This window comes from Streptomyces sp. BB1-1-1, from assembly GCF_031597775.1.
Classification (GTDB): domain Bacteria; phylum Actinomycetota; class Actinomycetes; order Streptomycetales; family Streptomycetaceae; genus Streptomyces; species Streptomyces thinghirensis.
Map to the genome: position 1 here is coordinate 1,483,523 of NZ_CP134203.1, position 19,865 is coordinate 1,503,387.

At 72.4% G+C, this 19,865-nt stretch carries 15 protein-coding genes; 3 read left to right on the forward strand and 12 right to left on the reverse strand.

Annotated features, from left to right (window positions below):
- Window positions 1–3: 3 nt before the first annotated feature.
- Window positions 4–342: a glyoxalase superfamily protein gene (locus RI578_RS06920; protein WP_310875689.1), complete on the forward strand. Its 339-nt coding sequence runs from the start codon at window positions 4–6 to the stop codon at window positions 340–342.
- A gap of 272 nt (window positions 343–614) precedes the next feature.
- Here the strand turns inward: RI578_RS06920 and RI578_RS06925 are convergent, their stop codons facing one another.
- The 3 genes from RI578_RS06925 to RI578_RS06935 all read right to left on the reverse strand — a co-directional run bounded on the left by RI578_RS06925 (window position 615) and on the right by RI578_RS06935 (window position 4,644).
- The gene (locus tag RI578_RS06925; protein ID WP_310875690.1) at window positions 615–1,097 is read right to left on the reverse strand and encodes a methylated-DNA--[protein]-cysteine S-methyltransferase; all 483 of its coding nucleotides are present in this window, start codon (window positions 1,095–1,097) and stop codon (window positions 615–617) included.
- Window positions 1,098–1,115: 18 nt separating this feature from the next.
- Entirely contained in the window at window positions 1,116–2,600 is a 1,485-nt protein-coding gene (locus RI578_RS06930) for an AlkA N-terminal domain-containing protein (protein ID WP_310870254.1), read from the reverse strand.
- A gap of 133 nt (window positions 2,601–2,733) precedes the next feature.
- Window positions 2,734–4,644, reverse strand: a complete 1,911-nt coding sequence (locus tag RI578_RS06935) for a heavy metal translocating P-type ATPase (protein ID WP_310870255.1) — start codon at window positions 4,642–4,644, stop codon at window positions 2,734–2,736.
- Window positions 4,645–4,701: 57 nt separating this feature from the next.
- On the opposite strand from RI578_RS06935, the gene RI578_RS06940 reads away from it, so the two are divergent.
- Window positions 4,702–5,064 carry a metalloregulator ArsR/SmtB family transcription factor gene (locus RI578_RS06940; RefSeq protein WP_310870256.1) on the forward strand — a complete coding sequence of 121 codons (363 nt, stop codon included), beginning with the start codon at window positions 4,702–4,704 and terminating at the stop codon, window positions 5,062–5,064.
- On the opposite strand, the gene RI578_RS06945 is transcribed toward RI578_RS06940, so the two are convergent.
- The 8 genes from RI578_RS06945 to RI578_RS06980 form a co-directional block, all read right to left on the reverse strand.
- Window positions 5,045–5,923, reverse strand: coding sequence for a DUF72 domain-containing protein (locus tag RI578_RS06945; RefSeq protein WP_310870257.1), 879 nt, complete (start codon window positions 5,921–5,923; stop codon window positions 5,045–5,047). The genes RI578_RS06940 and RI578_RS06945 overlap by 20 nt on opposite strands.
- A 40-nt stretch (window positions 5,924–5,963) precedes the next feature.
- A complete protein-coding gene (locus RI578_RS06950) occupies window positions 5,964–9,878 on the reverse strand; it encodes a glycoside hydrolase family 2 TIM barrel-domain containing protein (RefSeq protein ID WP_310870258.1) in 3,915 nt (1,304 codons plus the stop codon).
- A 179-nt stretch (window positions 9,879–10,057) separates the two neighbouring features.
- The gene (locus RI578_RS06955) at window positions 10,058–11,653 is read right to left on the reverse strand and encodes an alkaline phosphatase D family protein (protein ID WP_310870259.1); all 1,596 of its coding nucleotides are present in this window, start codon (window positions 11,651–11,653) and stop codon (window positions 10,058–10,060) included.
- 149 nt (window positions 11,654–11,802) lie between these two features.
- On the reverse strand, window positions 11,803–12,462 hold the full coding sequence (locus tag RI578_RS06960; protein ID WP_310870260.1) for an ATP-binding cassette domain-containing protein: 660 nt from the start codon (window positions 12,460–12,462) through the stop codon (window positions 11,803–11,805).
- The gene (locus RI578_RS06965) at window positions 12,455–13,441 is read right to left on the reverse strand and encodes an ABC transporter ATP-binding protein (RefSeq protein WP_310870261.1); all 987 of its coding nucleotides are present in this window, start codon (window positions 13,439–13,441) and stop codon (window positions 12,455–12,457) included. Before RI578_RS06965 ends, RI578_RS06960 begins: the two co-directional genes overlap by 8 nt.
- Complete coding sequence (locus RI578_RS06970; protein ID WP_310870262.1) at window positions 13,438–14,331, reverse strand: ABC transporter permease; 894 nt, start codon at window positions 14,329–14,331, stop codon at window positions 13,438–13,440. Before RI578_RS06970 ends, RI578_RS06965 begins: the two co-directional genes overlap by 4 nt.
- A gap of 5 nt (window positions 14,332–14,336) precedes the next feature.
- Entirely contained in the window at window positions 14,337–15,305 is a 969-nt protein-coding gene (locus RI578_RS06975; RefSeq protein ID WP_310875691.1) for an ABC transporter permease, read from the reverse strand.
- Window positions 15,306–15,337: 32 nt separating this feature from the next.
- Window positions 15,338–16,951 (reverse strand): ABC transporter substrate-binding protein, encoded by a 1,614-nt coding sequence (locus RI578_RS06980; protein ID WP_310870263.1) that lies wholly within the window; start codon window positions 16,949–16,951, stop codon window positions 15,338–15,340.
- A gap of 214 nt (window positions 16,952–17,165) precedes the next feature.
- Here RI578_RS06980 and betT point away from each other — a divergent pair, with 214 nt between their 5' ends.
- Complete coding sequence (gene betT, locus RI578_RS06985; RefSeq protein ID WP_310870264.1) at window positions 17,166–19,289, forward strand: choline BCCT transporter BetT; 2,124 nt, start codon at window positions 17,166–17,168, stop codon at window positions 19,287–19,289.
- An 11-nt stretch (window positions 19,290–19,300) separates the two neighbouring features.
- On the opposite strand, the gene RI578_RS06990 is transcribed toward betT, so the two are convergent.
- Window positions 19,301–19,810: an O-acetyl-ADP-ribose deacetylase gene (locus RI578_RS06990; RefSeq protein ID WP_310870265.1), complete on the reverse strand. Its 510-nt coding sequence runs from the start codon at window positions 19,808–19,810 to the stop codon at window positions 19,301–19,303.
- Window positions 19,811–19,865: the final 55 nt, after the last annotated feature.

Genomic DNA, 19,865 nt, shown 5'->3' on the forward strand with positions numbered 1-19,865 from the left:
CGGGTGGACGAGGAGGTCATTCCGATCCTGCGCGTGGCCGACGCCGCCGCGGCCGTGCGGTGGTACGCGCGGCTGGGCTTCGCCGCGCGGTGGGAGCACCGCTTCGAGCCGGGCCTGCCGGCGTTCGTGGAGGTCGCGCGCGGACGGGTGCGGCTGTTCCTGTCGGAGCACACCGGGGACGCCCGGCCGGACACCCTGGTGTATCTGCGGGTGGCCGACGTCGACGCGGTCGCCGCCGAGTTCGGCGTGCGGGTCGAGGAGGCGCCCTGGGCGCGGGAGGTCGAGCTGCGCGACCCGGACGGCAACCGCCTCCGGGTCGGCACACCTCGGCACACCGAGTGAGTGAGGCGACCGGTCCGGGGCAGGAGAGCTCTCGCCCCGACTCGCCGGCTCGGCCCGGTAGATCGCCTCGGGTCGTATGAGCGTGCGGTGCGTCGCGGCGGAGGACTTCGTCCGGAAGCCGGTGAGGGGCCCTTCGACCCGGTCTTCGCGGCTGGCGTCGGCGCCCTCGACGGCCGCCGCGCCGGCGCCGGGCGGCCGGCTGTTCGTGGACGGCGGCCGGCCCTTGCGCGAGATCCCGCTCTCCCCCGGGGATTCCCGGTGATGCCCGGTGACTAGAAGAGCGCCGAGCCCCGTTCGAAGTCCAGCAGGCGCTGCTTGCGTTCCAGGCCGCCGCCGTAGCCGGTGAGGCCGCCGCTCGCGCCGATGACGCGGTGGCAGGGGACGATGATGCCGATCGGGTTGCGGCCGTTGGCGAGGCCGACGGCGCGGGAGGCGGCCGGGTTGCCGAGGGCGTCGGCGAGTTCCCCGTAGGTGCGGGTCTCGCCGTACGGGATCTCGCGCAGCTGGTCCCAGACCGTGCGTTGGAACGGGGTGCCGTTCAGGCGCAGGTCGAGGGTGAAGTCCTTCAGTTCACCGGCGAAGTACGCCGTGAGTTGCTCCTCCGTCTCGGCGAACGGACCGTCGTCGGCCGCTCCGAAGGTCTCTTCGGCCGGGCGGTGGCGCTGGTCGGTCATGTAGAGGCCGCACAGGACGCCGTCCTCGGCGACGAGCGTGAGAAGTCCGTACGGGCTGTCGATGACGGTGTGCTGTTTCAGGGTTACCACGGCGTTTCCTCACACGGGCAGGAAGTTGATCGGATGGCTGTCGGTGGCCCACAGGTACTGGACGGCGTACGCCCGCCAGGGCCGCCAGGCCGCCGCGCGGGCGGTGAGCGCCGCCGGTGTCGAGGGCAGACCCAGCTCCCCGGCGGCCCGGCGGATGCCGAGGTCGGTGGGGAGGAAGGCGTCGGGGTCGCCGAGGGCCCGCATCGCGATGACGTCGGCGGTCCAGGGGCCGAAGCCGGGGAGGGCGAGGAGCCGGGCGCGGGTCTCGGCCCAGTCGCACTCGACGCCGAGGTTGAGCGAGCCGTCGGCCAGGTGGGAGACCAGGGTGGTGAAGGTCGTGCGGCGGGTGCGGGGCATCGCCAGGGTTTCGGGGTCCACCGCCGCCAGCGCCGCCGCCGACGGGAAGAGGTGGGTGAGGCCGCCCTCGGGGTCGTCGACCGTGTCGCCGTGTGCCGTGACCAGGCGGGCGGCGTGGGTGCGGGCGGCGGCGGTGGAGACCTGCTGGCCGAGCACGGCCCGTACGGCGAACTCCGCCTCGTCGACCGTGCGCGGGACGCGCCGGCCGGGTGCCTTGTCGACCAGCGGCGCGAGCAGCGCGTCGGCGCGCAGCTGGTCGTCGATGGCCGCCGGGTCGGCGTCCAGGTCGAGCAGGCGCCGGCAGCGGCTGATGGCGACGGTCAGGTCGCGCAGGTCGCTGAGGGTGAGGCGGCAGGCGATGTGGTCGGAGTTGGGAGTGAGGGCCACGATGCCGTGACCGTACGGGAGGCGCAGGGTGCGCCGGTACGCGCCGTCCCGCCACTCCTCCACGCCGGGTACGGCGGTGGCGGCGAGGTGGCCGAAGAGGTTGTCGGGGTTGAGCGGGGTGCGGAACGGGAGGCGGAGGGAGAGGGCGCCGGGAGTGGTGGCGGCAAGGGGGTGCTTCGGGGCGCGGGTGCGCAGCTCGCTCGGGGAGAGCGCGTAGACCTCGCGGACCGTGTCGTTGAAGGCGCGGATGGAGGAGAAGCCGGCCGCGAAGGCGACCTCCGCCATCGGCAGCGGGGTCGTCTCGATGAGCAGCCGGGCGGTCTGGGCGCGCTGGGCGCGGGCGAGCGCGAGCGGACCGGCGCCCAGCTCGGCGAGGAGCTGGCGTTCGACCTGCCGGGTGCTGTAGCCGAGCCGGGCGGCGAGACCGGGCACGCCCTCGCGGTCCACGACGCCGTCGGCGATCAGCCGCATGGCGCGGGCCGTGAGGTCGGCGCGCTGGTTCCACTCCGGTGAGCCGGGGCTGGTGTCCGGGCGGCAGCGTTTGCACGCCCGGAACCCGGCCTGCTGGCAGGCCGCCGCGCTCGGGAGGAAGGTCATGTTCTCGGGCTTGGGCGGCACCACCGGGCAGCTGGGCCGGCAGTAGATGCGGGTCGTCAGGACGGCCGTGAAGAACCAGCCGTCGAAGCGCGCGTCCTTCGACCGGACGGCGCGCGCGCAGCGCTCGGTGTCGGTGTGCATTCCCGTCTGCATGTGTCCAGGATGGTCCACCTGCCGATCCGGGGCTGGCGGAAATCCGACATGGACGTCGCGCTTCCTGGGCTCCGCCGGATCGCCTTAGTCGCCCCGAGCGCCCCGAGCGCCCCGATCGCCCTGATCGCCCTGATCACCCGGATCGCCATGCCGACTCGCGCAGCAGCCGCAGGCCGTTGAGGCCGACCAGTACGGTCGAGCCCTCGTGCCCGGCGACGCCGAGCGGCAGCGGGAGGTGTCCGATCAGGTCCCACAGGACGAGGACCGTGATGAACGTACCGGCGATGACCAGGTTCTGCAGCACCAGTCGGCGCGCGCGCCGGGACAGCCGTACGACGGCGGGTACGGCCGCCAGCTCGTCGCGCACCACGATCGCGTCGGCCGTCTCCAGGGCCAGGTCGGAGCCGGCGCGGCCCATGGCGACACCGGCGTGGGCGGCGGCGAGCGCGGGGGCGTCGTTGACGCCGTCGCCGACGAAGAGCACCTTGCGGCCGGCCCGCTCCAGTTCCCGTACGGCCTCGACCTTGCCCTCCGGCAGCAGGTCCGCGCGGACGTCGGTGATGCCGGTCGCGGTGGCCACGCGGGCCGCGGCGGGCGCGTTGTCGCCGGTGAGCAGGGTGGCGGCGGTGCCGGTGAGGGCGGTGAGCGCGGCGGCGGCCGGGGCGGCGTCGGCGCGGAGGCGGTCGGTGAGGGCGAGGGTGCCGACAGGGGTGCCGTCGCGGGTGACCCGGACGGTGGTCTCGGCGCCCTCGGGCTGCTGGGCGCGGCCGACGTGCACCTCGTGGCCGTCGACGACCGCGGTGACGCCGAGCCCGGGAGTCGCGGTGAAGTCCTCGGCGGGCGCGATGCGCAGTCCGCGTGCGCGGGCGGCGGCCACGATCGCGCGGGCCAGCGGGTGCTCGCTGGGGTGCTCGGCGGCGGCGGCGAGTGCGAGGAGGGCGTCCTCGTCGAGGCCGGAGCCGGGCAGCGGGCGTACGGCGGTCACCTCGGGGGTGCCCTCGGTGAGGGTGCCGGTCTTGTCGAGGGCGACGGCGTCGATCTCGCCGAGGCGTTCCATCGCGACCGCCGACTTCACCAGGACGCCGTGCCGGCCGGCGTTGGCGATGGCGGACAGCAGGGGCGGCATCGTCGCGAGGACGACCGCGCAGGGCGAGGCGACGATCATGAAGGTCATGGCGCGCAGCAGGGCGTCCGTGAGGTCGGCGCCGAAGGCGAGCGGGATGCCGAAGACCGCGAGGGTGGCGACGACGATGCCGACCGCGTAGCGCTGCTCGATCTTCTCGATGAACAGCTGCGTGGGCGCCTTGGTGCGGGACGCCTCCTCGACGAGGGTGACGATGCGGGCGATGACCGAGTCGGCGGGGTCGCGTTCGACGCGGACGCGCAGGGCTCCGGTGCCGTTGAGGGTGCCGGCGAAGACGTCGTCGCCGGGGCGCTTGAGGACGGGGACGGACTCGCCGGTGATGGTGGCCTGGTCGACCTCGCCGGCGCCGTCGACGACCGAGCCGTCGGCGCCGATCCGCTCCCCCGGCCGGACCAGGAGCAGGTCGCCGACGGCGAGGTCGGCGGTCGGGACGGTCTCCTCGCGGTCCCCTCGCACGCGGGTCGCGGTGGTGGGCGCGAGGTCGAGCAGGCCGCGCACGGAGTCGGCGGTGCGGGCGGTGGCCAGGGCCTCCAGGGCGCCGGAGGTGGCGAAGATGACGATCAGCAGGGCGCCGTCGAGGACCTGCCCGATGGACGCGGCGCCGAGGGCCGCGACGATCATCAGCAGGTCGACGTCCAGGGTCTTCTCGCGCAGCGCCCGCAGGCCCTCCAGCGCGGGCTCCCAGCCGCCGGCGGCGTAGGCGACCGCGTAGAGCGGGCCGTACGTCCAGGCGGGGGCGCCGCCGAGGTCGAGGGGGAACGCCAGCAGGAACGCGACGAGGGACGCCAGCGCCCAGCGGGCCTCGGGCAGGGCGAGGACGCGGGTTCGGCTGCGGGGCGCCCGGTGGACGGGCGCGGGGACCGGGGTGGGGGCAAGCGTGGTGGACACGCGGCACACCATACAGGAACAGATGAAGACTCATTCATGCGTTCATGTGTGGTGAGTAGGATGAACCGTATGGGTCACGGAGCCGCCACCACCGCGCAGGACGCCGCCGCACGCCTGCGTCTGGACGCGGACAACGTCGCCAAGGTCGCCACCACGCTCCAGGCCCTGTCCACCCCCTCCCGACTGCTGATCCTGGCCCGGCTGCGCGAAGGCCCGCTGCCCGCGACCGAGTTGGCGGCGGAGGTCGGCATGGAGCAGTCGGCCTGCTCGCACCAGCTGCGGCTGCTGCGCAATCTGGGCCTGGTGGTGGGTGAGCGGCGGGGCCGGTCGGTGGTGTACGCGCTGCACGACGACCATGTGGCCGGGCTGCTCGACCAGGCCGTGTACCACGTGGAGCACCTGCGGCTGGGGATCAGCGACGCGGCGGAGTGAGCAGCCCGCGCATGGTCTCGGCGGCGCGTACGGCGGCGTCCGCGCAGCAGTTGTTGAACAGCACGTGCAGCTCGTCCGTCCGCCGGGCGGCGCGCCGCAACCGGGGCACCCAGGCGGCGAGTTCGGCGACGTCGTAGTCGTACCGGAAGCGGTCCTCCTTGCTGCCCCTCCCCCAGGCCGTGCTGCGGCCGTGGAACCGTACGACGGCGAGGCCGGGACGGGTCACCGGGGCGATGGGCGGCAGCGACGCGGGCATGCCCTGGGCCATGTCGGTGCCGACGGCCGACGCGCCCAGGCCGGACAGCAGCGCGTGGGTGGCGTCCGCCCGTCGCGGCTCCCACCACCCCGGATGGCGGAACTCCACGGCGAGCGGCCAGCCCTCCGTGCGCAGGGCGCACGCTTCGAGCGTCGCCTCGGCCGGGGCACCCGGTGCGAACCACGGCGGGAACTGGAACAGCACGGTGCCGAGCCGCCCGGCCTTGCGCAGCGGCTCGACCGCCTCGGCGAAGCGCCCCCACACCTCGTCCAGCAGGCCCTCACTCGCCTGCCCGCGCCTCAGCGGGCCCGGGTCGGCTCCGCGCAGGTCCGCGGGCAGGGCCGCCGCGCGCGTGGGGTGGCCGGTCAGCAGGGAGAAGGCCTTGACGTCGAACCGGAAGCCCTCCGGCGTACGCTCCACCCACAGCTCGCTGTTGCGCCGGCTCGGCAACGCATAGTACCCGGCGTCCACTTCGACGACGGGCAGCCGCGAGGCGTAGTGCCGCAGCCGCCCCTCGGCGTCCCGTCGCCCGCGCGGATACCAGCCGCTTGCGAGGAGTTGGCGGTCCGTCCAGGAGCATGCTCCGACCAGTACGTCACCCATGGGAGCCCGGGTTGCCCCGGACTCCCCGTTCATCCCTCGGTCACCCGGTCGCCGTGGGCCTGCGCGCGGCCGCCATCGCCTCCTTCACGTCCGTCAGCGGGCGCAGCCGGTAGCTGTAGGAGTAGTCCCGGTCGGCGAAGAGCTTGAACTCGTCGTGCGTGTGCGCGCCCCAGCTGTTGTCGCCGCCGACGCCCATCTGGCGGTGGCTCAGCCGGAGGACGACGGCGTCCCGCGGCGTGAGCTGGTAGTCGTGCCGCACCCCGGCCGACAGGTCCTCCGGCGTGAAGTGGGAGGCGTTGGCCTCCAGCAGGGGCTCCCCCGAGGCGAGCAGGCCCACCCCGTCGCCGTCGGTGAGGGCGATCCACCGGACGTCGGTCTTGTTGCCGTTCTCCTGCGGGCGGATGTACGGCGTCCACTGCTCGGCGACGGTCCCGGAGTACAGGCCGACGTCGGTGCCGGTGTTGCGGTCCCAGTGGTTCTCCTCCGGGCCGCGGCCGTAGTAGTGCAGGCGGTCCAGGCCGCGCGGCAGGAACAGCATCGTGCCGACCTCGGGGATGTACGGCAGGTTCGCGGCCCCCGGGTGCAGGGTGTTGTCGACCTTGATCTCGCCGTTGCCGAACACGGTGTACGTGGTGGTGTACGCCGACTCCACGGTGGTGGGCAGGGTGCCGCTGACCTTGATCTCGACGGCCCGGTCGCCCAGGTCCCGCACGGCGACGTCCGTGACCTTCCGCCGGGCGCCCGCGTCGCGCCAGGTCTGGTTGCGGGTGTGCTGGCCGTTGCCGTGGTCGTTGTCGGTGGGCGCGCGCCAGAAGTTGGGCACCGGCCCGGAGGTGAGCAGCCGCCTGCCCTTCGCCTCGTACGAGGTGATGGTGCCGGCGCGCTTGTCGACGGTGACCGAGAAGCCCCGGCCGTCGACCGTGACCTCGTCGGCACCGTCCCGGTGGCGCAGGGACGGCACCCGGTCCAAGGGCATGGGGGTCACCGCGCGGACGTCCGTGTCGAGGGCGAGCTGCGCCCGGGCGACCTCGAAGCCCGCCTTCGCCCAGGGGGTGGCCTCCTTGGTGGTGAAGGACAGCTGGAGGAAGTACTCCGTGCCCGGTGCCGGATCGCTCGGCAGCCGTACGGGCACGGTGATGTCCTTCCTGGACAGCGGCTCCACGTCCAGCTGGCGGCGGTCGAGCCGTCCGCGCCGCACCGTTTCGCCGTCGGCGACCAGTTCCCAGCGGGCGTCGAACTCGCGGAGGTTGGTGAACAGGTACTCGTTGACGAGCGTGACCGCGCCCGCGCCACCGGACCGCTGCTCGACGCCGACCGCCTGGTAGACCCGCTTGACCTCGGCGGCCTTGCCGGTGTGGCCGCGGTCGGCGAGGACGATGCCGTCGGCGACGAAGCAGCCGTCGTTGGGGTTGTCGCCCCAGTCGCCGCCGTACGCCAAGAAGGTCTTCTCCTTCGGCCGCTCCCTGTCGACCCCGACGGACTCCGCGTCGAACCAGAAGCGCACGCCGTCGTCGCCGGGGCCGCGGTCGCCCCCGGCCAGTTCGGCGGCGCCGAGGGCGCGGGCGTAGACGCGGGCGCGGCGGATCGTGCCGCTGAACTCGCGGGTCTGGTTGTCGGCGTCGGTGGCCAGGGCCAGGGAGGCCGTGTTGTTGGTGGGCCGCCGGTCGGTGGTGCGGGTTGCCCGGCGCTCGCCGTCGACGTACAGGGTGAGGGTGCCGGCCTCCGCGTCGAAGACGCCCGCGATGTGGTGCTCGCGGCCGGTCCAGTCCTCCGGCACCGTCCAGGTGGCGGTGATCCACTGACCGCCGGAGTGGATGAAGAACTCCAGCGTGCGGTTGTTCTGCTTCAGCGCGTACTGGGTGTCGCCCTTGGCGAGGATCGGCTGGTGGTAGCCGGTCACGTCCGGGGTGACCCAGGCCTCCAGGGTCAGCGAGCCGGTGAGGTCCAGGCCCTCGTCGCGGGCGAAGACCGTGCCGCCGGACAATCCCTTGCCGCGCTCGAAGGTGCCGGAGGCGGCGAGGATCTCACCGCGCAGCCCGGCGGGCCCCTCCTCGGTCAGCAGCGTGCGACGCGGCACCGGCCAGGTCAGCGACTGGTCGACGAAGTCCCAGATCCAGCCGCCCTGGAGCACGTCGTGGGCGCGCACGACGTCCCAGTACTTCTTGAAGTTGCCGTTGGAGTTCCCCATCGCGTGGGCGTACTCGATCATCACGTACGGCCGGGTGTCCGAAGTGTCCTTCGCCCGCTGCTCGACGCGCTGCGGGGTGTCGTACATCTCCGAGCGGATGTCGCTGATGCCCGGCCGGTCGTCGCCCTCGTACTGGATGACGCGGGTGGGGTCGTAGGAGCGGATCCAGTCGTGCATGGCGGTGAAGGTGCTGCCGCCGCCCGCCTCGTTGCCGAGCGACCAGATGACGACCGAGGCGTGGTTCTTGTCGCGGTGCACCATGTTCTGGGCGCGGACCACGCAGGCCTCGGTCCAGTCGGGGTGGTCGCCGGGGTACTCCTCGCGGATGCCGTGGGTCTCCAGGTTGGTCTCGTCGACGAGGTAGAGGCCGTACTCGTCGGCGAGTTCGTACCACAGCGGGTTGTTCGGGTAGTGCGAGGTGCGGACGCTGTTCATGTTCATCCGCTTGATGATCTCGATGTCCTCGACCAGGTCGTCGCGGGTGAGGGCCGTGCCGCGGTCCGGGTGCATCTCGTGGCGGTTGGTGCCCCGGAAGGAGACGGGCTTGCCGTTGATGCGCATCAGCCCGTCCTTGAGCGCGAACTCCCGGAAGCCGACCCGGTGGGACAGGGTCTCGACCACCTTGCCCGCCGGGTCCCGCAGGCGCAGTACGGCCGTGTAGAGGTCCGGGTGCTCGGCCGACCACAGCCTGGGCCTCGGTACGGCCTTCGTGGCCCGTACGGTGACGTCCTGGCCGGCGCCGACCGTGCCGAGGTCGGCGGACTGGTTCAGCGGGCGGGACCAGACCGCGTGGCCGCGCGCGTCGTACAGCTGGGTCTCGACGGTGTACTTGCCCGCGTCACCGCCGTCGCCGTACGCCCGCACGCTCGCGGTGACGGCCAGCTCGGCGTCCGTGTACGTGTCGTTCAGCGGGGTGTCCAGCTTGAAGTCGCGCAGGTGCACGGCCGGCGTGGAGTACAGGTAGACCGAGCGGAAGATGCCGCTCAGCCGGATCATGTCCTGGTCCTCCAGCCAGTCCCCGTCGGAGTAGCGGTACACCTCCACGGCGATCTGGTTGGTGCCGGGCTTCAGGTGGTCGGTGATGTCGTACTCGGACGGGGTGAAGGAGTCCTCGTCGTAGCCGACCAGTTGGCCGTTGATCCACACGTAGTGCGCGGACTTGACGCCCTCGAAGTGCAGGAAGGTGCGGCGGCCCGTCCAGTCGCGCGGGACGGTGAAGGTGCGCCGGTACTGGCCGACCGGGTTGTAGCGGGTCGGCGCGGTGGGTGGCTGCGGGTCCTCGCCGCGGCCGTTGGGGCCCCAGTAGGGGTAGGTGATGTTCAGGTAGATCGGGTAGTCGTGGCCGTGCAGCTGCCACACGGACGGTACCGGGATGGTCTCCCAGTCGCCGTCGTCGGTGTCGGTGCGGTGGAAGTCGGCGTCCCGGTCCTCGGGGCGGTCGGCGTAGGCGAACTTCCAGGTGCCGTCGAGGCTCTGCCGGTAGGGCGAGCGGGTGCGGTCGCCGGCGAGGGCCGCACTCACGTCGGCGTACGGCATGAGCGTGGTGTGCGGTGGCTCGGTGCCGAGCCGGAAGACACCGAAGTCGTTCCACTCCGGGGGCTCGTCGGCCGCCGCCCGCCGGCCTGCCGCGTGCGCCGCGACGGGCGACGCGGACAGGGCGAGGGCGCCGAGGACCGCGGCGCTCCCCTCCAGGAGACGGCGGCGGCTGACGACCGGGCGGGACGGGCGGGCCGGGGATCCGGCGGGTGACACGGGCGAGTGCGGCATGACCGTGGCCTTCCGTGGGCTTCGGGGGCGGCTCAACGCACGGTGCTGTGAGAGCAGTTGAGGTGGGGGTGGATCGCAACTGCCGGTGACGCAGCGACTACTGAGTCAGGCACACCCTAGAACCCGAACACAACCGAATCAATTACCCCGTCGGACTTTGTTGGTTCCTGATGGAGGTCTCAGGCGTCCTGGACTCCCGGCACGCCCGCCTCGATGACGAACGACTTGTCGGTGCGGACCGGGGCGCCGGGCCGGGTGACGTAGTCGACCACGCGGTAGTCGGCGGTGTACCGGTCCCTGGACGCCGAGCAGCGGACGTAGCCTCGGCGGCTGCTGTAGTACTTGGTGTGCGGGTTCTCGTCCCAGTACACCTGGCCGGGGTCGTGGGTGGCCGAACCGTCGCCGCCCGAGGTGATCGACGTGGTGACGAACTCGCTGCCCAGCAGCCGCGTCTCGGGGCGTTCGAAGTCGCGGCGCAGGTCGTTGGTCCAGTTGTTGTGGACGTCGCCGGTGAGCACCACGAAGTTGTCGACGCGGCGCTGTTCGACGTAGCCGAGCACCCGGTCGCGGGAGACGCGGTAGCCGTCCCAGCCGTCGTTGTAGCCGCCGTCGTCCGGGCCGGCTACGGCGTCCCAGTTGGCGAAATAGATCTGCTGCGGGAGCACGTTCCAGGTGGAGCGTGAGCGGGAGAGGCTGCGTTCCAGCCAGGCGTGCTGCTCGTCGCCGAGGATGGTGGCCTTCGGGTCCCACTGCTCCGGGCCGGAGACCTGCCACTTGTCGCCGTAGGGCTGGTTGGTGCGGTACTGGCGGGTGTCCAGGACGCTGAAGGTCGCGGTGGCGCCGAACTCGAGGCGCCGGTACAGCGGCAGTGCCGTGTCCACCGGCTTGCGCAAGCGGCGCAGCGGCATGTGCTCCCAGTACGCCTGGTAGGCGGCCCGGCGGCGGGCGGCGAAGCGGGCGGTGGTGTCGTTGCCCTGGCCGGCGTCGCTGTTCTCGGGGCTCAGGTCGGCGTAGTTGTTGTCGGTCTCGTGGTCGTCCCAGGTGACGACGAACGGCGCCGTGGCGTGCAGCAGCCGCAGGTCGGGGTCGGTCTTGTACTGGGCGTGCCGGGCGCGGTACTCGGCGAGGGTGTTCATCTCGTCGCCGTGGTGCGTGCGCACCTTGCCGTTGACACCGGCGGCGTACTCGTAGAGGTAGTCGCCGAGGTGGAAGACGACGTCCGGCCGGTCGGCCGCCATGTGCCGGTACGCCGTGAAGTGGCCCTGCTCCCAGTTGGCGCAGGAGGCGAACGCGAAGTCGACGGTGGGGGCGGTGCCGGGGGCCGGGGCGGTGCGGGTGCGGCCGACCGGGGAGATCGCGTCGCCGGCGCGGAAGCGGTAGTAGTACTCGTGGTGGGGCCGCAAGCCGCGTACGTCGGCGTGGACGGTGTGCGCCTCGGCGGGCACGGCGTGCTCCACGCCGCGCTTGACGACCTTCCGGAACCGCTGGTCGAGGGCGACCTCCCACCGCACGGCGACGGGACGCCGGGGCATGCCGCCGTCGTCGTCGAGCGGCTTCGGCGCCAGGCGGGTCCAGAGCACGACGCCGTCGGGGAGCGGGTCGCCGGACGCGACACCGAGCTGGAAGGGATCGCCCGGGACGCGGCCCGGTGCGGCGGACGCGACGGGTGCGGCACCGGTGCCGAGCAGCACCGCACCGGCGCCGGCGGCGCCCGCGATGCCGAGGAACCCCCTTCTCTTCAGGGAGTTCGGGGAGCTGGTGCGCGGCGGGGTCATCGAACCTCCAGAGGACGGATGGTCGGACGACAACCAGGCAAACGGCACGGGGTGAACCCCGACTGCTGCGCTCGTGGACCGCGCTTGACCGATACATGTCGACGAAGGGGCCCGGCGGGGCCGGGGTCAGGGCGCGGTCGGATGCGCGGTCAGGAGCGGGTCAGAGTGGCCCATTCGACGGTGCGGTCGCACCAGCGGTCGAGCAGGACGCGGTCGTGGCCGACGGCCAGCAAGCCCGCGCCGGTGGCGGCCCGGTACTCCTCCACCACGCGGACCAGGGCGGCGGTGGTCGAGGCGTCGAGCATCGCCGTCATCTCGTCGCACACCAGCCAGCGCGGGCGCAGCACGAGGGCGCGGGCCAGGCAGGCGCGATGCAACTGGCCGTCACTGACCTCGTGCGGGCGCCTGCTCAGCAGGTCGGTGGTCAGCCCGACGGTGGTGGCCAGTTCGGCGACCCGGTCGGCGATGCCCTCGCGCCGGCCGGTGGCGCGCAGCGGTTCGGCGATCAGGTCGGTGAGCGCCAGCCGGGGGTCGGCGGAGAGCCGGGCCTGCTGGAAGACGACACCGAAGGCGGTGCGCTGCTCGCGCGGGGCGCGGTGGCGCCAGCGCCGTACGGGCGTGCCGTCGACCACCAAGGTGCCTGCGTCGGGGTGGTGCAGCAGGGCCGCGACGCGCGCGAGGGTGGACTTGCCGCAGCCGCTCGGGCCGAGCAGCCCGACCGCCTCGCCCGGCGTGATCGACAGGGATATGCCCCGGATGACGGGCGCGTTCCCGGCGTATCCGGCGGTGATGTCGCTCAGTTCAAGCACGGTCGGCGGCCTCCGTGAGCGCTGCGTGCGGGTGGTGGCAGGCGACCGTGCCGGTCAGCGGCGGCAGCGTGGCGCAGGCGTCGGTCGCCCGCTCGCAGCGGGCGGCGAAGGCGCAGCCGCCGGGGAGGGCGCCGAGTTCGGGCGGCAGGCCGGGGATGGGGGTGAAGGCGCGGTCGGGCAGGGCGTCGAGCAGGCCCCGGCTGTAGGGGTGGCGGGGGCCGGGGGTGCCGAAGAACTCACGGGCGTCGGCGAGTTCGACGATGCGGCCGGCGTACATCACGGCGATCCGGTCGGCGATGCGCTCGGCGGCGGCCAGGTCGTGGGTGATCATCAGCAGGGCCCGGCTCTCGTCACCAGCCTTGTTGTCGACATGTCGCCTCAGTTCGTCGACGGTGCGGTCCACCAGGTCCCGGTCGAGTCCGGTGGTCGGTTCGTCGGCGAGCAGCAGTGGGGCGTCACCGACCAGGGCGAGGGCGGTGGCGGCGCGCTGGGCGAGACCGCCGGAGAGCTCGTGCGGGTGGTGGTCGAGGTGGTCCACCGGGAACGCGGCGCGCTCGGCGGCGGCTGCCGCGGCCTCGCGCAGGGCCGCACGGCCGCGGACCGCGGTGTGTGCCGCGACCGTCTCCTCCAACTGGGAGCGGACGGTGCGGACCGGGGTGAGGTGAGCGGCCGGACTCTGCGGGACGAGGCCGATCAGCCTGCCGCGCACGGTGCGGGCGAAGGTCCGCTCGTCGGCGGCGAGCAGGTCCAGCTCGCCGAGGAGCGCGCTGCCCGCGGTCCGCGCGTTGCCGGGCAGCAGTCCGAGCAGGGCGGAGGCGAGGACGGACTTGCCGCAGCCGCTCTCGCCGATCAGGGCCAGGCACTCGCCGGCCGCCACGTCGAAGTGGGCGTCGGTGACGGCGGCGACGCGGCGCCCGCCCGGCATCAGGAAGCGCACCGACAGACCGCGTACCGACAGCACGGGGGCTCGCTCGGTCACAGCATCAGCTCCGATCGGCGGCGGGGGTTGATCCGCTCCCGCCAGGCACCCGCGAGACCGGCGACGGCGAGGGTGGGGACGATGAGGAACAGGCCGGGGAAGAGGGTCGGCCACCACTGCCCGGCGAGCAGCGATCCCCGCGCCTCCTGGATCAGGTTGCCGAGACTCGCGGTGTGGGTGGGCAGCCCGAGCCCGAGGAAGGACAGCGCCGACTCGTGCCACATGGCGTGCGGCACCATCAGTACGGCGGCCAGCGCCGCCTGGGGCAGCACGCCCGGCAGCAGATGCCGTACGGCCACCCGCCACCGGGACGCACCGCCGGAGACGGCCGCGTCGATGTAGGGGCGCGAGCGCAGCGACAGCACCTCGGCGCGGACGATGCGCGCGGTGGACAGCCAGTGGGTGAGCGCGACGGAGATCACCACCGGCCAGACGCCCGGCCGGAACATCGCGACGATGAAGATGCCCAGCAGCAGGTGGGGGACGGAGGCGATGGTGTCGACGACCCGCATGACGGCCCGGTCGACCCAGCCGCCCAGCGCTCCGGCGGTGGCGCCCACGGCGGTGCCGACCACGGTGGCCGTCAGCGCCGCCGCCACCCCGACGAGCAGGGAGACGCGCAGGCCGTACACGCAGCGCAGCAGCAGGTCGCGGCCGACGTCGTCGGTGCCGAACGGGTGCTCCCAGCTGGGCGGTCGCAGCTTTGCGGCCAGGTCGACGGCCTGCTGGTCGAGCTGGACCAGCGGCGGCACGAGCAGCACGGCGAGGACGGTCACGGTCAGCAGTGCCGCGGAGGTGCGCAGGCGCAGGGTGCGGGTGGAGCGGCGGTCCGTGCCGTGGGACCGCCACACGGTGGGCCGTTCCGCCTTCTCGGCTGTGATCTCAGCCATGGGACTCACATTTCACTGAGTTTCACCCTCGGGTCGAACAGTCCGTAGAGCAGATCGGCGAGCAGGTTGCCGGCGAGTACGGCGGCGGTGGCGAGGGTGGTCAGGGCGGCCAGCAGCGGGAAGTCGACGGCGGTGGCCGCCTCGACGGTGGCCGCGGCGATGCCCGGCCAGCTGAAGACGCTCTCCACCAGCAGGGCGCCGGTGATGAGTTCGGGAACGCGGGAGCCGATCAGCGTGAGCACCGGCAGCAGCCCCGAGCGCAGGGCGTGCCCGAACAGGACGGTGCCCTCCCCGATTCCCCGGGCCCGCGCGCCGCGCACCGGGTCCTCGGCGAGGGCGTCGCCGACGCCCTGACGCACGTAGAGGGTGAACCAGGGCAGCTGGGAGACGGCGAGCACGCCGGCGGGCAGCACGATGTGGCTCGCGACCTGTCCGAGGGTGACCTGTTCGCTGGCGGTGTCCGTCAGGCCGCCGGCCGGCAGGACGTCCCACTGGAGGGCGAACAGCCACACGGCGAGCAGCGCGATCCAGAAGACCGGCGCCGCCTCCAGGGTGTAGGCGAGCGAGGTGACGGCCCGGTCGAGCATCGATCCGGGGCGGCGGGCGGCCAGCACACCGAGGAGCGTGCCGACCAGGACGGCCACGGCGAAGGCGACGGCGCACAGCAGCGCGGACCACACGAGGCGTTCCCCGATGACCTGCGCCACCGGCTGGCGCATCACCCCGGAGTGGCCGAGGTCGCCGGTGAGCGCCGAGGTCAGCCAGTTCCACCAGCGGACGACGAAGGACTGGTCCACGCCGAGGTTGTCCCGCAGCCGGTCCAGGGTCTCCTGGTCGGCGCCGAGCGCGGCGGTGCCGGCGTAGGCCTTGACGGGGTCGAACGGGGAGGCGGCGGCGATGGCGAACACGCCGAAGGTGACGACGAGGACGACGGGGACGGCGAACAGCGCCCGCCGTCCCGCCAGGCGTGCCATCGCTCCCCAGGGCAGCCGCCCGGGAGATCGGGTCATTTCTTCGGCTGCCAGTCCTCGATGTTCCACCAGGGCCCGCTGGCGAAGCCGTGCTCGTGCGGCTCCAGCTGCGTGGTCAGCCCGTCCCAGCGGTCGGCGAGGACGTAGAGGTGGTCGATGTGGGTGAGGAAGGTGTAGCCGGGGTCCTCGACCAGGGCCCGCTGGATCTCGTCGTAGGCGGCCTCGCGCTTCTTCGGGTCCTGGCTGCGGCGGCCGGCGTCGAGTGCCTCGTCGACCGCCTTGTTGTCGTAGCCGGCCATGTTGTTGAAGCCGTCGCCCGCGAGGGAGGAGTGCAGCAGGGTGTAGAGGCCGAAGTCCGGGTCGCCGACGCTGCCGAAGCCCGCCAGGACCGCGTCGTGCTTCATCCGCGGCTCGATGACCTCCCAGGTGGCGCCCTCCACCTTCACCTCGATGCCGGCCTTCTTGGCGTCGGAGGCGTAGGCGAGCGCGTGGTCCTGGCGGACCTTGTCGCCGGAGGGGTAGTACAGGGTGAACGAGGCGCGCTGTCCGTCCTTGGCACGGACGCCGCCGGAGCCCGCCGTCCAGCCCGCCTCGTCCAGGATGCGCTCGGCCTTGTCGAGGTCGTGCGGGCGCTCGATGCCGCGCGCGTACCAGGGGTCGTCGGCGGGCAGCGGCCCGTACGCCGGCCGGCCCGCGCCGTCGAGGATCTTGTCGACCATGGCCTGGCGGTCCACGGCGGCGTCCAGCGCCTGCCGGATGGCGCGGTCACCGGTGACCTTGCCCGTGGTGGGCAGGGTGACGGCCCGGAAGTCGTAGGACCTGGCCTGGTACGTGCGCCTGCCGTCGTCCTTCTTGAAGGTCGTGGCGAGGTTGGGCGGCAGGACGGCGCCGTCGAGGTCGCCGGAGCGCAGCCGGGTGGCGCGGACGTTGTCGTCGGCGATGATCGCCATGGTGAACGACTTCACCGCGGGCTCGCCGCCCCAGTAGTGCGGGTTGGCCTTGAAGGTGAGCTTCTCGCCCTTGCTCCAGCCGGCGAGCACGTACGGGCCGGTGCCGACGGGCTCGGTGTTGAAGGCGCCGGTGTTGGGGTCCTGCTCGCCCGCGATGTGCTCGGGGACGATGGGCAGCACCGTGCGGGCCGCGAAGGCCGCGTACGGGTACTTGAGGGTGAAGACGACGGTGTCGTCGCCGCTCGCGCGGACGTTCTTGACGGCGTCCAGTTCACTGCGGGCGGTGTTGTTGGTCTTCGCGTCGAGGACGGTGCGGTACGTGTAGACCACGTCCTGGGCCGTCAGCGGTTCGCCGTCGCTGAACTTCACGCCGTCGCGCAGGGTGTACGTGTACGTCTTGCCGCCGTCGGCGACCTTCGGCAGCGCGGTCGCGAGCGCGGGCTTCAGCTTCAGGTCGGTGTCGCGGGCGAGCAGCCCGTCGAAGATCTTGGAGTTCCCGTCCTTGCCGTAGCCGAGCAGCGGGCTCAGCGTGTCCGGCTCGGAGGCCACACCGATCACGACGGACTCGGCGGCCTTGGCGTCGTCGCCGCCCGTTCCGTCCCCGGGTGCGGAGCAGGCGGTGACGCCGGCGGTGACGCCGGCGGCGAACGCCGCCGCGGCGGCGGCGCTTCGTATCGGACGGATCCGACGGGTTGTCATGTCTCCCCCACGCTTGTTATTGATGCGTGGTTATTGCACATCAGTCGCAATAGAAGGTCAAGCCAGGTGATCGAGGCGCGCCCGCCCACCGGCTCACCACTGGCGCTCGGGGCCGACACGACCGGCCGGTACTGGACGGAGCGTGTGATCAGCAGCACACTGCCTTATCGCCTGAGCCCCAGCACATGTGGGCACCGACCAGGAGGAAACGGCCGTGTCGACCGCAGGAGACGAAAGCGCCGGAACCGAGCCGGAAGGGGCGTCGGCGGACACCGGACCGACGGGTACGGGCACGCTCAAACGCGCGGTCTTCTTCGGATCGGCCGCGCTGATCCTGGCGATCTCGATCTGGGCGATCGTCACGCCCTCCGGTGCCGAATCCGCCATCGGGGTGGCGGTCGACAGGATCTCGTCCTGGTTCGGCTGGTACTACTTCCTCGCCGCGACCGTCTACCTGGGGTTCGTCGTCTTCATCGGCGTGTCCAAGTACGGCACGATCAAGCTGGGTCCCAAGCACTACAAGCCCGACTACGGGCTCTTCGCGTGGGCGGCGATGCTGTTCGCGGCGGGCATCGGTATCGATCTGATGTTCTTCTCCGTCTCCGGTCCCGTCAGCCACTACCTCGCGCCGCCGGAGGGCGACCCGGAGACGGTGGAGGCGGCCCGGCAGGCCGTGGTGTGGACACTCTTCCACTACGGCATCACCGGCTGGGCCATGTACGCGCTGATGGGCATGGCACTCGGCTTCTTCGCCTTCCGGTACCGGCTGCCGCTCGCGATCCGTTCCGCGCTCTACCCGATCATCGGGCGCCGGATCCACGGGCGGATCGGTGACGCCGTCGACCTGGCGGCCATCATCGGCACCGTGTTCGGCATCTCCGTGTCGCTCGGCATCGGTGTCGTGCAGCTGAACTACGGACTGAGGGTGCTCTTCGACGTACCGGAAGGGCTCCCCGCCCAGATCGGCCTGATCGCCGTGGCGGTGGTGATGGCCACGGTGTCCGCGGTGGCCGGTGTGGACAAGGGCATCCGCCGGCTGTCCCAGCTCAACGTCCTGCTCGCCGTGCTGCTGATGCTCTTCATCCTGGTCGTGGGCGAACCGTTCCGGCTGCTCAACTCCCTCGTCCAGAACGTCGGCGACTACGTCAGCCGCTTCCCCTCGATGACTCTGAACACCTTCGCCTACGACCAGCCCACCGAGTGGCTGGACGCGTGGACGCTGTTCTTCTGGGCCTGGTGGATCGCCTGGGCGCCGTTCGTCGGGCTGTTCCTGGCCCGGATCTCCCGCGGCCGCACCCTGCGCCAGTTCGTCGCGGCGACGCTGATCATCCCGTTCATCTTCACCGGTCTCTTCCTGGCCGTCTTCGGCAACAGTGCGCTGTTCGTGGTCCGCGACGGCAACTCCGAGTTCGGCCAGACCGCGATGAACGTCCCCGAGCAAGGCTTCTACGGCCTGCTGGAGCAGTACCCGGGCGCACTGTTCAGCGCCGGACTCGCCACGTTCGTCGGGCTCCTGCTCTACGTCACCTCGGCCGACTCCGGAGCCCTGGTCATGGGCAACCTCAGCTCCCATCTGCCCACCCCGGTGACCGACGCGGCCCCGTGGCTGCGCATCTTCTGGGCCCTGACGACAGGGCTGCTCACGCTCGCCATGCTCATCGTGGGCGGCGTGCAGGCACTCACCGACGCCACCATCATCATGGGCCTGCCCTTCTCCTTCGTGATGTTCCTGATCATGGTGGGGCTCTATCTGGCGCTGCGTACCGAGTACATGCGGGAGGAAGCGCTGGCCATCACGCTGCCGGCGTCGCTGTCCGGACGTACGACGCAGCAGGGCCCCACGGGAGCACGGAACTGGCGACAGCGGCTGGCGCGGGCGATGGCGTTCCCGGGCAGGCGGGCCGCCGCCAGGTTCGTCGAGGACGTGTGCCGCCCCGCCTTCCAGGAGGTCGGCCAGGCGCTGCGGGAACAGGGAACGGAGGCGGAACTCCTGGAAGGGGTCAACGAGGAGAACGGACTGGCGCACGTCGGTCTCAGCGTGCCGATCGGTCCGAGCGACACGTTCGTGTACGAGGTCTGGCCCGTCGAGAAGCCGACCCCGGGCTTCGCGACCAGGTCGGTCACCACCCACGACACCTACGTGCGCTTCGAGGTCCGGCTCGCCGAGGGCGACCAGGGCTACGACGTGATGGGGTACACCAAGGAGCAGCTCATCGGCGACAGCCTCGACCAGTACGAGCGGCATCTGGAGTTCCTGCGCATGCACCGCGAGGCGGCCGACCGGTCCGCTCTGCCCGACCACCGCCCGGACGCGCCGGAGGCACACCTGCCGGAGTAGGCACCCGACGGTCAGCCGAGCTGCGCGGCGAACGCCGCGTGTGCCCGGTCGTCGAAGAGCACGAACCTGACCTCCTCGACTTCGGTGTCCGCCTCCCGTACGGCCGTCACGGCGATACGGGCCGCGTCGTCCATCGGCCAGCGGTAGACACCGGTGGAGATCGCCGGGAAGGCGACCGTGCGGGCGCCCAGCTCGTCGGCGACCCGGAGTGACTCGCGGTAGCAGGAGGCGAGGAGTTCGGAACGGTCCTCGGTCTCACTGTGCACCGGGCCCACCGTGTGGATCACCCAGCGCGCGTCCAGGGCACCGGCCGTGGTGGCGACGGCCCGGCCGGTGGCCAGGCCCTTGCCGAGGTGCCCCGCGCGGAGCTTGCGGCACTCCGCGAGGATCTCGGGGCCGCCGCGCCGGTGGATGGCGCCGTCCACGCCGCCTCCGCCGAGCAGGGAGGAGTTGGCCGCGTTGACGATCGCGTCGGCGCTCTCGCGGGTGATGTCGCCCTGGACGAGCGTGATGGTGGTCATGGCTGTTCCCCCGATCGGTGCGGTTTCGTCGTCACGCCTGCTACCCGGTCACGCC

Bases quoted from the DNA above. Each gene is read 5' to 3' on its own strand.
- RI578_RS06930 (WP_310870254.1), bottom strand. From the start codon at position 2,600: ATGCAGACGGGAATGCACACCGACACCGAGCGCTGCGCGCGCGCCGTC.
- RI578_RS06935 (WP_310870255.1), bottom strand. From the start codon at position 4,644: ATGGTGTGCCGCGTGTCCACCACGCTTGCCCCCACCCCGGTCCCCGCG.
- RI578_RS06940 (WP_310870256.1), top strand. From the start codon at position 4,702: ATGGGTCACGGAGCCGCCACCACCGCGCAGGACGCCGCCGCACGCCTG.
- RI578_RS06945 (WP_310870257.1), bottom strand. From the start codon at position 5,923: ATGGGTGACGTACTGGTCGGAGCATGCTCCTGGACGGACCGCCAACTC.
- RI578_RS06950 (WP_310870258.1), bottom strand. From the start codon at position 9,878: ATGCCGCACTCGCCCGTGTCACCCGCCGGATCCCCGGCCCGCCCGTCC.
- RI578_RS06955 (WP_310870259.1), bottom strand. From the start codon at position 11,653: ATGACCCCGCCGCGCACCAGCTCCCCGAACTCCCTGAAGAGAAGGGGG.
- RI578_RS06970 (WP_310870262.1), bottom strand. From the start codon at position 14,331: ATGGCTGAGATCACAGCCGAGAAGGCGGAACGGCCCACCGTGTGGCGG.
- RI578_RS06975 (WP_310875691.1), bottom strand. From the start codon at position 15,305: ATGGCACGCCTGGCGGGACGGCGGGCGCTGTTCGCCGTCCCCGTCGTC.
- RI578_RS06980 (WP_310870263.1), bottom strand. From the start codon at position 16,951: ATGACAACCCGTCGGATCCGTCCGATACGAAGCGCCGCCGCCGCGGCG.
- RI578_RS06990 (WP_310870265.1), bottom strand. From the start codon at position 19,810: ATGACCACCATCACGCTCGTCCAGGGCGACATCACCCGCGAGAGCGCC.